The 11,902-nt window shown below is 63.3% G+C and carries 11 protein-coding genes; 5 read left to right on the top strand and 6 right to left on the bottom strand.

What is annotated here, in order from left to right; translation table 11 throughout:
- Positions 1-219 precede the first annotated feature (219 nt).
- Both lplT and P0D70_RS35120 read right to left on the bottom strand, forming a co-directional pair.
- Complete coding sequence (gene lplT / locus P0D70_RS35125) at positions 220-1,518, bottom strand: lysophospholipid transporter LplT (RefSeq protein ID WP_408187890.1); 1,299 nt, start codon at positions 1,516-1,518, stop codon at positions 220-222.
- Between the two features lie 211 nt (positions 1,519-1,729).
- A complete protein-coding gene (locus tag P0D70_RS35120; protein ID WP_091793243.1) occupies positions 1,730-2,533 on the bottom strand; it encodes an inositol monophosphatase family protein in 804 nt (267 codons plus the stop codon).
- A gap of 421 nt (positions 2,534-2,954) precedes the next feature.
- Here P0D70_RS35120 and P0D70_RS35115 point away from each other — a divergent pair, with 421 nt between their 5' ends.
- Together P0D70_RS35115 and cysE are read left to right on the top strand one after the other, a co-directional pair.
- The gene (locus P0D70_RS35115; protein ID WP_408187889.1) at positions 2,955-3,791 is read left to right on the top strand and encodes an RNA methyltransferase; all 837 of its coding nucleotides are present in this window, start codon (positions 2,955-2,957) and stop codon (positions 3,789-3,791) included.
- A gap of 188 nt (positions 3,792-3,979) precedes the next feature.
- On the top strand, positions 3,980-4,831 hold the full coding sequence (gene cysE / locus P0D70_RS35110) for a serine O-acetyltransferase (RefSeq protein ID WP_408187888.1): 852 nt from the start codon (positions 3,980-3,982) through the stop codon (positions 4,829-4,831).
- A 169-nt stretch (positions 4,832-5,000) separates the two neighbouring features.
- On the opposite strand, the gene P0D70_RS35105 is transcribed toward cysE, so the two are convergent.
- The 4 genes from P0D70_RS35105 to P0D70_RS35090 all read right to left on the bottom strand — a co-directional run bounded on the left by P0D70_RS35105 (position 5,001) and on the right by P0D70_RS35090 (position 7,949).
- Positions 5,001-5,798: a UDP-2,3-diacylglucosamine diphosphatase gene (locus tag P0D70_RS35105; RefSeq protein WP_408187887.1), complete on the bottom strand. Its 798-nt coding sequence runs from the start codon at positions 5,796-5,798 to the stop codon at positions 5,001-5,003.
- Between the two features lie 47 nt (positions 5,799-5,845).
- On the bottom strand, positions 5,846-6,340 hold the full coding sequence (locus tag P0D70_RS35100; RefSeq protein WP_007181373.1) for a peptidylprolyl isomerase: 495 nt from the start codon (positions 6,338-6,340) through the stop codon (positions 5,846-5,848).
- A gap of 140 nt (positions 6,341-6,480) precedes the next feature.
- Entirely contained in the window at positions 6,481-7,062 is a 582-nt protein-coding gene (locus tag P0D70_RS35095; protein WP_091793251.1) for a peptidylprolyl isomerase, read from the bottom strand.
- A gap of 68 nt (positions 7,063-7,130) precedes the next feature.
- Positions 7,131-7,949 carry a tetratricopeptide repeat protein gene (locus P0D70_RS35090; RefSeq protein ID WP_408187886.1) on the bottom strand — a complete coding sequence of 273 codons (819 nt, stop codon included), beginning with the start codon at positions 7,947-7,949 and terminating at the stop codon, positions 7,131-7,133.
- Between the two features lie 231 nt (positions 7,950-8,180).
- Here P0D70_RS35090 and cysS point away from each other — a divergent pair, with 231 nt between their 5' ends.
- From cysS to P0D70_RS35075, 3 genes are all read left to right on the top strand, one after another.
- Complete coding sequence (cysS, locus tag P0D70_RS35085; RefSeq protein ID WP_408187885.1) at positions 8,181-9,578, top strand: cysteine--tRNA ligase; 1,398 nt, start codon at positions 8,181-8,183, stop codon at positions 9,576-9,578.
- A 47-nt stretch (positions 9,579-9,625) separates the two neighbouring features.
- Positions 9,626-10,675: a DNA-3-methyladenine glycosylase family protein gene (locus tag P0D70_RS35080; RefSeq protein ID WP_408187884.1), complete on the top strand. Its 1,050-nt coding sequence runs from the start codon at positions 9,626-9,628 to the stop codon at positions 10,673-10,675.
- 124 nt (positions 10,676-10,799) lie between these two features.
- Positions 10,800-11,771, top strand: coding sequence for an acetyl-CoA carboxylase carboxyltransferase subunit alpha (locus P0D70_RS35075; protein ID WP_007181378.1), 972 nt, complete (start codon positions 10,800-10,802; stop codon positions 11,769-11,771).
- The last annotated feature ends 131 nt before the right edge of the window (positions 11,772-11,902 follow it).

The raw sequence follows: 11,902 nt of genomic DNA, 5'->3' as shown, positions 1-11,902 counted from the left end.
CTGCTGCATCATTGGCGTATGTTGTGCGACGTCGTTGGCCGCTGCGGTTTGAATGCCCATCCTCGGTGTCTTCTTGCGTTAGCTGTTCAGGGCGTGAGTTTAACCTGTCGTCAGGGCGAACGGACCCTGGCCGAATGGTCAATCCGTACGGCGAACCCCAAGCCGGTGCGACGAACAGCCGGCGGCCCGCGCAGCGCCGGCTTAGTCTCGATCACGGCCTCATTCTTCCACCATCGCCCGCATGTCCACCGTGCGTTCATTCACCGCGCTGCGCCGTTTTGCGAGCCACATCATGAAGGTGATGAACGTGCCGAATACGACGATGATCCATTGCGCCGGCATCTTCGCCGTGAGCAGCAGCGCGTACGCGCCGAGCATGAGCAGCACGGCGAGGTTCTGGTTGAAATTCTGCACCGCGATCGAATGCCCCGCGGAGAGCAGCGTCGCGCCGCGATGCTGAAGAATCGCGTTCATCGGCACGATAAAGAAGCCCGACAGCGCGCCGAGCAGGATCATCAGCGGATAGGCGAGCAGAATGTAAAACGGCAGCACGTAGGAGCCGATGCGAATGCCCGAGCCCGGCGGAAACAGATCCTTGTTGTAGAACGCCATGGCGATCGCCACCGCACCGGTCAGGATGCCGACCGGCAACACCCGCAGCGACTTGCGCAACGGAATCAGCGCGGCAGCGGCCGCCGCGCCCACCGCGATGCCAAGCCCCGTGACGCCTTGCATGACCGCCGCTTTCGAGAGCGACAAGCCGAGGTTCACGTTGGCCCATTTGAGCACCAGCAACTGCAACGTCACCGCGCCGCCCCACATCAACGTCGTCACCCACAGCGCGATCTGCGCGAGTTTGTCAGCCCACAGTACGTTAAAGCAATGATAGAAATCGCCGACCAGCTTCTTCGGTTCTTTCAGGCGGTTTTCATAACGCGCGCCGGTGTCGGGGATGAAGATATTGATCGCGGCGGCAATCGCGTAAGTCACCATCGTCGCAAACATGGCGAGGTCGGCGGAGGAGCGGATCAGTGGCAGATGCGCATGGGCGACGAATTTGTCCGCGAAGGTGCTGATCAGCGCGCCGCCCACCATCGTGCCGACAATGGTCGACAGCACGGTGGCCGATTCGAGCCACGCATTTGCCTTGACGAGTTTTTCCGCGGGCAGCAGCTCGGTGAGGATGCCGTACTTGGCCGGCGAATATGCGGCCGCGCCGAAGCCGACCACGCCGTAGGCGATCATCGGATGAACGCCCGCGATCATCATCAGGCAACCGCTTGCTTTCAACGCGTTGGAGACGAACATGACGTGCCGCTTTTGCATCGAGTCGGCGAAAGCGCCGACGAACGGCGCGAGCAGCACGTAGGAAACCGTGAAGAAAATCTGCAGCAGCGGCGTGACCCAGGCGGCCGAGCGAATCACTGAGAGCAACGCGATGGCCGCGATCAACAGTGCATTGTCCGCAAGCGACGAAACAAACTGCGCCGCGATGATTGTGTAGAAGCCTTTTTTCATGAAGCGGATCGGAAGCTGCGCGAGAAGTCAGGCGCAAAGCAGGGCGCAGCGAATAACGCGCGAAATGCAGCCGGTCATCGAGCACGCCGGCGCGGCTTCCCGCTTTGTAGCACGAACGCCCGCGGCATGCAGGCGCGCCAACGAAAAAGCGGCCGAAGCCGCTTTTTCACATTCCGCATGCCGGTCAGGGGCCGGCGCTACACCGCAGGGCTTAGGCCGATTGCTGGCGCGTACGGCTGTAGCGCGACAGGATCGGGATCATCTGTGCGTAGACCTTCGGGTTGCCCGCGACGATTTCGCCGATGTGCAGGAAATCCGAATCGCCCGTGTAGTTGCCGACGAGGCCGCCGGCTTCCGTGATCAGCAGGCTGCCCGCGGCGACGTCCCACGGATTCAGGCCTTGCTCGAAGAAGCCGTCCATGCGGCCGGCGGCGACGTTGGCCAGATCCAGCGCGGCCGCGCCCGGACGGCGCAGGCCGGCGCAGGCCTGGGTCATTTCAGCGAACTGGCGGCCGTAGGCTTCGAGGCCGTCCGTTTCGCGGAAAGGGAAGCCGGTGCCGATCAGGCCGTCAGCCAGACGGTCGCGCTTGGCCACGCGGATGCGGCGATCGTTGAGGAACGCGCCGCGGCCGCGCGAGGCGGTGAACAGGTCGTTGCGGGTCGGGTCGTAGACCACGGCTTGCGTCACGACGCCCTTGTGCGCGAGCGCGATCGACACGCAGTAGTACGGAAAGCCGTGGATGAAATTGGTGGTGCCGTCGAGCGGATCGATGATCCACTGGTATTCGGACTCGTTATCCGACTCGCCGGATTCTTCGGCGAGGATCGCGTGATCGGGGTAGGCGGTCTTCAGCGTGTCGATGATCGCCGCTTCAGACGCTTTGTCGACCTCCGTGACGAAATCGTTGTGCTGTTTCTTGCTGACCTGGACGAGATCGAGGTCGAGCGACGCGCGGGTGATGATCTGTGATGCGCGGCGCGCGGCCTTCACAGCGATATTGAGCATGGGATGCATGAGACTGGATCCTTGTGCCGGGGCAGCACGGCTGCTGGCCGGTAAATGAGCGCTAACCTGCGCTAATTGGGCGCCCTCTGCGAGGCGCGGAAACAGCACGGAACGCCCGCCCGGTACAGGACCGGTGCGCATTCCGCCGACGGAGACGAATTGGATAAGAACGAGGCGCTCATGCAAAGCTGGACGGCAAAGCTGGGCGCGAATATTGGTATTTTACCTGAGTCCGGGCGCCGCGGCAGAGTCCGCGGGCTGTGCAGGGCATTTGCGCGTGTTTATGCGGCCTGGTCCGGTATTCGCACGCGCGTTTGTGCGTGCGGTTGCGGGTGCGCGTACATGCACATGTGCGTGAGCATTCGCGCGCAATTCTGACCGGTTGCGGCGTTGGCGCTACCATACGCGTCTTTAGTTGCCGAATTTCATCGTGGACCACACCCACCATTCCTCCGATCCCGCCGTCGCCGAGTTGCGCGGCGGCTTCACCTCGACCCGCTTCGTTCTTGTCGAGCCGAGCCATCCGGGCAACGTCGGCGCCGCGGCGCGGGCGCTGAAAACCATGGGTTTCTCGCGTCTCGTGCTGGTGTCGCCGCGCGTGCCGCACGTGCAAACCGATCCGGAGGCCATTGCCATGGCGAGCGGCGCCGACGACGTACTGGCCTCCGCGCACGTCGTGCCGACGCTCGCCGATGCGCTGAGCGGCGTGCATTGGTCGATCGCGCTGACCGCGCGGCTGCGCGAATACGGACCGCCGCAGTGGACCCCGCGTGCCGCGGCGGGCGTGGCGCGCGAGCAGGCGGCGCACGGTGAAATCGCGCTGGTGTTCGGCAACGAGCGAACGGGTTTGTCGAACGAGGATGTCGAGCGGTGCAGCGCACTTGCGCATATTCCGGCCAATCCGGCCTACAGTTCGCTCAATCTCGCGCAGGCCGTGCAGGTGCTGGCGTATGAGTTGCGCACCATGTATCTCTCGACCGACAGTGCAACGACCACGGCGCACGCCGCGCCTCCAGCGGCAGCGGGGCAGGGCGAGCCGGCCGGCGCACGCGCCGCGAGCGATGAAATCGAAAGCATGTTCTCGCATCTGGAAAGCGCGCTGGTCGCGCTGGACTTTCTCGATCCGGCCAACCCGAAGAAGCTGATGTCGCGTTTGCGCCGCCTGTTCGCGCGTTCCGGTCTCGAGCGTGAGGAAGTGAATATCGTACGCGGCATCGCCAAACACATTTTGCTGAAGACCGGTCCGAAGGGCGGCGACGCGTCCTGAGCGTTTCCGCCGCCCACGCTGCCCGCGACGACCCCGCGGGCAGCGTGGGCTTCCGGCGCATTTCGCGCAATCGCCCTACAATCCCCGAAACGTTCTAAGGAAAGCTGCCGTCGTGCTAAGCGGCAAGCCACGCCGTCATGCGTGCCAGGTCATGCGTGCGCCCTTTCTCCCACAACACAGTCCCTGCCATGTTCACGAGACTTCGCGAAGACATCGCCACGATCCGCGAGCGCGACCCCGCTGCCCGCAGCGCCTGGGAAGTGCTCACGTGTTATCCGGGTCTGCACGCGCTCGTGCTGCACCGGCTCGCGCATGCATGCTGGCGCGCAAGGCGCCGCTGGCTCGCGCGGTTTGTCTCGCAGATGGCGCGCTTCATGACCGGCATCGAAATCCATCCGGGCGCGACGCTCGGGCGGCGCGTGTTCATCGATCACGGCATGGGTGTGGTGATCGGCGAGACCGCGCAAATCGGCGACGACTGCACGATCTACCAGGGCGTGACGCTCGGTGGCACGTCGCTCACGCGTGGGGCGAAACGGCATCCCACGCTTGAGCGCGGCGTGATCGTGGGCGCGGGGGCGAAGGTGCTCGGCGGTTTCACGATCGGCGCGGACGCGAAGATCGGCTCGAATGCCGTGGTGACCAAGCCCGTGCCGGCGCGTGGCACGGCGGTGGGCAATCCGGCGCGGATCATCGTACCGGCGGCGGCTGTGGCAGCGGAAGAGGCTTCCGTGGCTGCGAATTCCGGTGCCGGCGGCGCCGCGCGCGATGCAAAACGCTCTGCGGCATCTGCGGTAACCAGCGGCTTTTGCGCGTACGGCATCACGCCGAATGCGGACGATCCCGTCTCGCTGGCAATTCATGGCCTAATCGATCACGCCGCCACGCAGGCAAAACGCATCGACGAAATCGTCGACGCGCTGGAGCGGCTGGGTACGAGTCTCGAAGGTCTGCAAGGCGCGGATGCGGCGTTGCTCGATCTGCGGCGTTTGTCGGCCGCGATCGCAGGCAAGGTGGATGGGGCGGTGGCGGAGCGTTGAGGTATTTTGCGGAAGCCGAAGCCGAAGCCGAAGCCGATCGCGCGCAGTCAGCGCCTGCGCTGACACTTTTGCGCGGCACGAGGAAAGGCTAGCCCACCAACGCCGCACACGGCGCGAAGACCTTGACGAGGCGCGGCGGCAGCGCTGTCATCCAACGCTAACGCCGCATTCAACCCAACGGCAGCGCCCGTATTCCCTCGGCATCGATACGCAGATATCCGCCACGGCGCTCGCCGTGGTCGAGATCCCAATCCGGCAGAACCCAGCGCGTGCCGTCCGGCTCGCGATGCCGCGCCGGCCTGTGCGTGTGCCCATGAATGATGGTCGCTGTCTTCGACGACTTGAACAACGCGGCCACGGCCGCCGCCGTCACGTCATACTTCGGCGAAACCGGTCGCGAGCGGCCTTCGTCGCTTTTCGAGCGCATGTTCTCGGCCAGCTTCTGGCGCCAGCGCAACGGCCACGCGAGAAACAGCAGCTGCGCGAAACGGCTGCGCGCAAAACTTCGAAACGTCTGATAGCCGCGGTCCGCCGTGCACAAGCCATCGCCGTGAGCGAGCGCGATACGCGTGCCGAATGCCGTGATCACGAACGGATCGGGTAGCCAGATCGCGCCTGCCGCTTTCATGAAGCGCTTGCCCAGCAGAAAATCGCGGTTGCCATGCATGATGTAAAGCGCAATGCCGCGCTCGGACAAGGTATGCAGCAGCGCGGCCATGCGTGCGACGAACGGCTCCACGAGCATGTCGTCGCCGATCCAGTACTCGAACAGATCGCCGAGAATGAAAACCGAATCGGCCTGCTCGGCCGTGACGCGGATGAAATGCTCGAACGCGGCGACCGTATGCGGGATCGCCTCGCTCAAGTGAATATCGGAGAGGAAAAAAAACGGGCGTGCGGCGTGCGGGGGGTTTGCCGCGCCAGGCACGCCCGCGGCGACGCTTCGCAGCGGCGTTTCTTGCAGCATTGAAGGTGCCTGATATCAGTTCGAACGGGTCGACCTTTAGCTCGCGCTTAGTCGACGATCACGGCCTTTTCGATCACCACGTCGTCCGCCGGCACGTCCTGATGGAAGCCCTTCGAACCCGTCTTGACCTTCTTGATCTTCTCGACGATGTCCATGCCTTCGACCACCTTGCCGAACACGGCGTAGCCCCAGCCCTGCGGCGTCGGCGACGAGTGGTTCAGGAAGTCGTTGTCGTTCACGTTGATGAAGAATTGCGCCGTGGCCGAATGCGGGTCGTTCGTACGCGCCATGGCGATCGAGCCGTTCACATTCTTCAGGCCGTTGTTCGCTTCGTTGGTGATCGGCTCGGCCGTCGGCTTCTGCTTCATGCCGGGTTCAAAGCCGCCGCCCTGGATCATGAAGCCGTCGATTACGCGGTGAAACACCGTGTTGTCGTAGTGGCCGGCTTTCACGTAGTTGAGGAAGTTTTCAACCGACTTCGGCGCCTTTTCAGCGTCCAGTTCGAGTTTGATGACGCCGTGGTTCGTATGCAGTTCAACCATGATGGAATCCTTTGATGAACGGGGTGGGTAAAAGGCGCGGCGAGTCGTCGTGAATTGACGCCGGGCCGCGCCGGGGCGTGGATTGAGCGCTGACGCTTTTTTTCGGGCGCGCTATGTGTCGCGCGCCTCGTTTGCTGCAATTACTTGCCGACCACCGTTGCCGACTCGATCACGATCGGCTTTTGCGGTACGTCGCCCATCGGGCCGCGCGAGGTGGTGGGGGTGCTTTCGATCTTCTTCACGACGTCCATGCCGCTCGTGACCTTGCCGAATACCGCATAGCCGTTGCCGTCCGGATTCGGATAGTCGAGGCCGGCATTGTCCACCGTGTTGATGAAGAACTGCGCGGTGGCCGAGTTCGGATCGCTGGTGCGCGCCATGGCGAGCGTGCCGGTCGTGTTCTTCAGACCGTTACGGCTTTCGAGCGGAATCGGCGCGCGCGTCGGTTTCTCCGCGAAGCTCTGCGTGTAACCGCCGCCCTGAATCATGAAGCCGCGAATCACGCGATGGAAAATCGTGCCGCTGTACTGGCCGGCCTTCACGTAGTCGAGGAAGTTGGCGACCGTCTTGGGCGCTTTCTCAGGATACAACTCGACGCGGATGTCGCCTTCCGATGTCTTGAAGAGGACGGACGGATGCGCGGCTTGCGAACCGGACTGGGCAAAGGCGGGGGCGTTTGCGATCAGGGCGGCGCTGCCGAGCGCCAACATCAACCATTTCATGAAGATCCTCAGGGTTGGAAAAACGTGTTGCGCGTAAACCTGACTGCGCGTACCTGCGCGTCGCGGCGCTATTTCGATGGCGCCATGTAAGGCGGCATGGCGAGCGAGCCGTTCGCGCCACCGTACTGGAAGCTCGGCGTCTGCGTCATGTTCGACGTGGCGCGGGCGGTGTAGTCGTCTTCCGCGCTGGCGGCTTGCCTCGCCGACGCTTGCGGTTTGGCCGTGGTCGGCGAGATGACTTTCTGGATGTCCGCGAGGCGCTGCGTAGTCGTGGGGCTCACCTTGCCCAAACTCTGCGCGCGGCGATAGGCTTCGTTGGCCATGCGCAGATACAGGTCGCCGAGATTTTCGTACGCGAGGCCGTAGCCCGGATTGACCTTGGTTGCCGTTTCGAGCGCGGTGCGCGCTTCGGCATAACGGCCTTGCTTCGCATAGAGCGCGGCGAGGTTGTTATACGGCTCGGGCAACTCGGGGTAGGTCTGCGTGAGTTCGGTGAACGCGGTGATCGCTTCGTCGTCGCGGCCCAGGTGGGCGAGCACCGTGCCGCGCTTGAATTTCGCTTGAGCGTCGCGCGGATTCGAGGCGATGCGCGCGTCGAGCTGCGTCAATGAGGCCGCCCAGTTTTTCTGCGCGATCGACGCGTCGATTTCCGGCGTGTTGTCGCGCACGGCCGGGCCTTGCGGCAGCGTGGCGGTTTTCTGCGCAAACGCGGCCGCAGCCGGCACGGCTGCGAGCGCGACCGCGACGGCCGCGCGCAACGTGAGGGCGCGCGTGGCGTTGAGAGCGACGCCGCGGATCACGCCGTGCGTCATGCCACGCACGACACCGCCGAAGGCCGTCGCGGCGAGGGTCGCAGCGCTGCGCGCGCGGCCGCTTGAAGGTTTCATAGGCTCAGGTCTGGATGTTATACTCCGACCCATTCTAACAAAAGGTCTGCGCGTTCCGTCGAACCGCAAACTGTCTTTTCGCCACTCGTGGTCGTCTCCGCCTTGATCGCAGCCTGACCGCCGCACCCGTTGCACCGGTTTTGCTGTACGCGACGCTCCCGCCGTCTGTTCGCTGGGCGCGGCGCGCTTGAAACACATTGCGGATTTCTTTCGGCCCACGCACCGTTCTCTATGGAATCACTGCGCATCTACAACACGCTCGCGCGTGACAAGCAAACCTTCGTGCCGCTGCAAGACGGTGTCGTGCGGATGTACGTCTGCGGGATGACCGTGTACGACTATTGTCACGTCGGTCATGCGCGGGTGATGGTTGTGTTCGACATCGTGCAGCGCTGGTTGCGCACGCTCGGCTACGACGTGACCTACGTGCGCAACATCACCGATATCGACGACAAGATCATCCGGCGCGCAGTGGAGAATGGCGAAACGATCAAATCGCTGACCGACCGCTTCATCAACGCGCTGCATGAAGACGCGGACGCGCTCGGCATCCAGCGCCCCGACGTCGAGCCGCGCGCGACCGATTTCATTCCGCAGATGCTCGGCATGATCGAGCGCCTCGAAGCGAACGGCTACGCCTACCAGGCGAGCGACGGCGACGTGAATTACGCGGTACGCAAGTTTGCGAACTACGGCAAGCTTTCGGGCAAGTCGCTCGAAGATCTGCGCGCGGGCGAACGTGTCGCGGCGAACGACGCCAAGCAGGATCCGCTCGACTTCGTGCTGTGGAAGCAGGCCAAGCCGGAAGAGCCCGCCGATACCGGCTGGGATTCGAAGTACGGGCGTGGCCGTCCGGGCTGGCATATCGAATGCTCGGCCATGGGCTGCACGTTGCTCGGCGACCATTTCGACATTCACGGCGGCGGGCAGGACCTGCAGTTTCCGCACCACGAAAACGAGATTGCGCAAAGTGAAGCCGCTACCGGTCAAACCTTCGTCAATTTCTGGATGCACAACGGCTACGTGCAGATCGACAATGAGAAGATGTCGAAGTCGTTGAACAACTTCTTTACGATTCGCGAAGTATTGGCGCAGTACGATGCCGAGGTCGTGCGGTTTTTCATCGCGCGCGCGCATTACCGCTCGCCGCTGAATTACAGCGACGTGCATATCGACGACGCGCGCAACGCCCTCACGCGTTTGTACACCGCGCTGAAAGACGTCACGCCTGATGGCGCGGAACTCGACTGGAACGAAGCGTATGCGCAGCGTTTCCAGGCAGCAATGAATGACGACTTCAACACGCCGGTTGCCGTATCGGTGTTGTTCGAGTTGGCAACTGAAGTGAACCGCACGCGCGATCCTGCGCTGGCCCGTCAATTGCGCTCGCTTGGCGCTGTGATCGGATTGCTCGGCCGCGAGCCGCGCGCCTTCCTGCAGCAGGCAGCGGGGGCAGCCGCCGCTGGCGCGCTCGAGGCCGACGCGATCGAAGCGAAGATTGCCGCGCGCACGGCCGCCAAGCAGGCGAAGGACTTTGCGGCAGCAGACCGGATCCGGTCCGAATTGCTCGAGGCCGGCGTTGCACTTGAAGACAAACCCGGTGGGTTGACTGAGTGGCGGCGCGTGTGAGCGCACCTCGACCGTCCCTTTGATCGACTCGCCAGGCAGGAGGCAGGATGGCAACGGCCACGAAGACGCCGGCTAAACGAGCCGCGTCTCAAACAAACGCGGCAGCCGCGGGAAAGTCGACACGCACGTCGGCTCGCACGGGCAGCAGCGTGGTAAAGAAAGCATCGTCGAAAGCCGCCGGGGTGGTGGCCAAGACCGCAGCGGGCGCAGCGAAAAAGACCGCGGTCAAACGCGCGCTCAACGGTGCGTCGGCGCACGCGCCTGTTGTGAAGCGCGCGAAGGCGACGCGTACGAAGGGCAATGGCGCCTTGCCGGCTGAACTGGCCGGCGACGTGCAGGAGCTCGCGCGCGTGACGGCCGAAGGCCACGAAGGCGAAGTCGTGCGCAAGACGCGCGCGTCCACCGCCGCGGGCGGCGAAGCGTCGAGCGCGAACGAAGCCGCGGCGCCGGTGCAGATCGGCGGGCTCACGCCTGAAGTCACGCGGCCCGCGTATTGGGACAAGGCGTGTGCCGACCTCGTCAAGCGCGATCGCATTCTGAAGAAACTGATTCCGAAGTTCGGTCCGGTGCATCTGCTGAGCCGCGGGGATCCGTTCGTCACGCTCGCGCGCTCGGTGGTCGGGCAGCAGATTTCGGTGGCGTCCGCGCAAGCGGTCTGGGCGAAAGTCGAGGCCGCCTGTCCGAAGCTCGTGCCGCAGCAGTTCATCAAGCTCGGTCTGGAAAAACTGACCGCGTGCGGGCTGTCCAAACGCAAGGCCGAATACGTGCTCGATCTCGCGCAGCATTTCGTTTCGGGTGCGCTGCACGTCGGCAAATGGACGTCGATGGAAGATGAGGCGGTGATCGCCGAGCTCACGCAGATTCGCGGCATCGGCCGCTGGACCGCGGAGATGTTCCTGATTTTCAATCTGTCGCGTCCGGACGTCTTGCCGCTCGACGACCTGGGTCTGATCCGCGCGATCAGCGTCAATTATTTCAGCGGCGAACCTGTCACGCGAAGCGAAGCGCGCGAGGTCGCCGCCAACTGGGAGCCGTGGCGTACCGTCGCCACCTGGTATATGTGGCGTAGTCTTGACCCATTGCCGGTCGACTATTGAAGAACAAGAAACGGGATCAGATCAAAAACTATCGATTGTTAAAGATTGATAGTTGCGAGATGGTTTTGACATCGGCGAGCGCGGTTAGAATACGCGCTGCCGGTAAGTCCAAGGATTACAACCAATGAAGACCACCTTTCTGGATTTCGAACAGCCGATCGCTGAACTCGAAGCGAAGATCGAAGAATTGCGCTTCGTGCAGGACGATTCGGCCGTCGACATTTCGGAAGAGATCGAGCGGCTGTCCAAGAAGAGTCAACAGCTCACCAAAGATCTGTACGCGAACCTCACGCCGTGGCAGGTTTCGCAAATCGCCCGTCATCCGCAACGCCCGTACACGTTCGACTACGTGAACGAGCTGTTCACGGATTTCCACGAACTGCACGGCGACCGCAACTATGCGGACGACCTGTCGATTGTCGGCGGCCTTGCGCGTTTCAATGGCCAGGCCTGCATGGTGATCGGCCATCAGAAGGGTCGCGACACGAAGGAGCGCGCGCTGCGCAACTTCGGCATGCCGCGTCCGGAAGGCTATCGTAAGGCCGAACGTCTGATGCGTCTCGCCGAAAAATTCGGCTTGCCGATTTTCACGTTCATCGACACGCCGGGCGCCTATCCTGGCATCGGCGCGGAAGAGCGTGGTCAATCGGAAGCGATCGGCCGCAATCTGTACGTCATGGCGGAACTGAAAACGCCGCTGATCGCGACGATTATCGGTGAAGGCGGTTCGGGCGGCGCGCTGGCGATTGCTGTGGGCGACAGCGTGCTGATGCTGCAATTCTCGACCTATTCGGTGATCTCGCCGGAAGGCTGCGCATCCATTCTGTGGAAGAGCGCCGCGAAAGCGCCGGAAGCCGCGGAAGCGCTCGGGTTGACCGCGCATCGGTTGAAGGCGCTCGGCCTGATCGACAAGATCGTGAATGAGCCGCTCGGCGGCGCGCATCGCGATCCGAAGGGCATGGCCGCCATGCTGCGCCGTGCGCTCGCCGATTCGCTGCGCCAGTTCCAGGGCATGAGCATCAACGACCTGCGTCAACGCCGTTTTGAACGGCTGATGTCGTACGGCAAGTTCAAGGAAACGACGCCGGGTGCCTAAGCCCGCGCGCGTTCTCTTTCGTCCTTCAGCGCTTCACGCGCTAGCGACGTGACTTCCACCGCCGAAACGCCCGCCCACCCCCACCTATAATAGCCCCGGGGCCAGTGACACTAAGCCCCACCGACATAAAC

It is taken from the genome of Paraburkholderia sp. RL17-381-BIF-C, assembly GCF_046026435.1.
GTDB lineage: Bacteria > Pseudomonadota > Gammaproteobacteria > Burkholderiales > Burkholderiaceae > Paraburkholderia.
The sequence above is the reverse complement of the archived record's forward strand: the minus strand, read 5'-3'. Positions and strand labels throughout refer to the sequence as shown.

Bases quoted from the DNA above. Each gene is read 5' to 3' on its own strand.
- lplT (WP_408187890.1), bottom strand. From the start codon at position 1,518: ATGAAAAAAGGCTTCTACACAATCATCGCGGCGCAGTTTGTTTCGTCG.
- P0D70_RS35120 (WP_091793243.1), bottom strand. From the start codon at position 2,533: ATGCATCCCATGCTCAATATCGCTGTGAAGGCCGCGCGCCGCGCATCA.
- cysE (WP_408187888.1), top strand. From the start codon at position 3,980: ATGTTCACGAGACTTCGCGAAGACATCGCCACGATCCGCGAGCGCGAC.
- P0D70_RS35105 (WP_408187887.1), bottom strand. From the start codon at position 5,798: ATGCTGCAAGAAACGCCGCTGCGAAGCGTCGCCGCGGGCGTGCCTGGC.
- P0D70_RS35100 (WP_007181373.1), bottom strand. From the start codon at position 6,340: ATGGTTGAACTGCATACGAACCACGGCGTCATCAAACTCGAACTGGAC.
- P0D70_RS35095 (WP_091793251.1), bottom strand. From the start codon at position 7,062: ATGAAATGGTTGATGTTGGCGCTCGGCAGCGCCGCCCTGATCGCAAAC.
- P0D70_RS35090 (WP_408187886.1), bottom strand. From the start codon at position 7,949: ATGAAACCTTCAAGCGGCCGCGCGCGCAGCGCTGCGACCCTCGCCGCG.
- cysS (WP_408187885.1), top strand. From the start codon at position 8,181: ATGGAATCACTGCGCATCTACAACACGCTCGCGCGTGACAAGCAAACC.
- P0D70_RS35080 (WP_408187884.1), top strand. From the start codon at position 9,626: ATGGCAACGGCCACGAAGACGCCGGCTAAACGAGCCGCGTCTCAAACA.
- P0D70_RS35075 (WP_007181378.1), top strand. From the start codon at position 10,800: ATGAAGACCACCTTTCTGGATTTCGAACAGCCGATCGCTGAACTCGAA.